Source organism: Vibrio sp. Vb0667 (genome assembly GCF_033391095.1).
Window position 1 is genome coordinate 1 of record NZ_JAWPOL010000169.1, and the last position, 1,443, is coordinate 1,443.

General features: G+C 44.0%; 2 protein-coding genes. Both read right to left on the reverse strand.

The window, feature by feature from the left end:
• The coding region (locus tag R8269_RS24330) for an SPFH domain-containing protein (RefSeq protein WP_411978692.1) at positions 1 to 161 on the reverse strand (161 nt) is incomplete at its 3' end.
• A 161-nt stretch (positions 162 to 322) separates the two neighbouring features.
• Positions 323 to 1,177: a thioredoxin family protein gene (locus tag R8269_RS24335; RefSeq protein ID WP_025521847.1), complete on the reverse strand. Its 855-nt coding sequence runs from the start codon at positions 1,175 to 1,177 to the stop codon at positions 323 to 325.
• Positions 1,178 to 1,443 lie beyond the last annotated feature (266 nt).

The following is a 1,443-nucleotide window of genomic DNA, read 5'->3' on the forward strand; positions in this document are numbered from 1 at the left end:
GGAATGATCAAGTTTAAACCCGGCTTTAATGTGTGGGTGTAGCGTCCGAAGCGTTCAACTGTCCAGTTGTTTCCTTGTGGAACCGTTTTGATGGCTGAAGACAAGATAACGACAGCGAGGACGACGAAAATACCGATAGTGATCAGTGAATCGATAGGCATGATTTATTCCCTTGAGTGCATAATAACTGATTCATTTTCACGCATTTTTGGGTTGTAGACAATCGAAGATGTTGAGGAGAAACGATAGCGGTGCGATTTTAGGCAAAACAAAGGCCGGAAATTCCGGCCTTTAGTGTCTTGTTTTTAGATGTGTTCTGCGCTTAGTACAAGATGGAGTACAGCTGGCGACGATATTTACTTGCAATAGCGTTGCCTTGTCCTAAGGCGCTTAGGATATCCATAAAGGTCTTCTTCACTTCGCCATCTTGCGCGCCTAGGTTTACTTTTAAAATGTTCCAAAGTAGCTCTAGCGCTTCTTCATCACGACCCACTTGGTTGTATTGTACTGCTAGCTCACATGCCAATTCGAAATTGTTTGGGTTAGCTGCCAACTCTTGTTCCAAGCGCTTTAATTCTGGACTTTCAGCCGCTTGCTGATGCAGTTCCAGTTTCGCGATTAAGCTTTTGTAAGAGTTGTCTTGATACTCAAGTGGGATGGTTGCTAACAACTCTTGTGCTAATTCGAATTGTTTGGTTTCTAGCAAACAATCGGCTTTCGCTAATTTTACATCACCGCGTGATTGCAGTTCATCTGACAGTGTTTGAATGACGTTCAGAGCTTGTGCATGTTCGCCTTGTTGAAGCAGTTCGCTTACTTGCTTCAATAGTTGCTCGTCAGGGCTTGGCAAATGTTTTTGTAGCATTGTGCCAATCGCTTCAATTGGTTGAGGCCCGCCTAAGCCATCGACCGCTTGTCCATTAACAAACAACGCGATTGTTGGCAGTACTTGCACACCAAATTGGGAAGCAAGCGCTGGTTGATCTTCACAGTTCAGCAGAGCCAATGTAAAAGCACCATTGTACTGTTGAGTGAGAGCTTGCAACTCAGGTAGCACTTGTGCGCTTTCTGGTTGAGCGTTGGCCCAAAAATGAATCAGAACGGGCGTGTTCATTGATCCTTCAAGCACTTCTCTAAAATTCTGTTCTGTTAACTCAACGATAAATGGGGATTGCATCTGAGTGTCCTTGCTTTTAATTCAGGTCGATGTCTGTAGATATGGAGCTAATTGAATGGAAAATCAAGCGGGTCGAGCATATTAGGAAAAACGCTGCCGAAGCAGCGTTATCCTATTTGCAAGCGAAAGTGCAATTAAATTGGTAGTTCTCGCACGTTAGATAGCAGAGCATGGCATCGTGCAAGGTGTGGTATCAAAATAGGATGAACATGGTCAACACTACACCCACACTAAGCCAGTTAAGCTGATTTAATGTCATTGTTGCC

Excerpts from the sequence above, each read along its gene's own strand:
- R8269_RS24335 (WP_025521847.1), bottom strand. The coding sequence starts at position 1,177 with ATGCAATCCCCATTTATCGTTGAGTTAACAGAACAGAATTTTAGAGAA.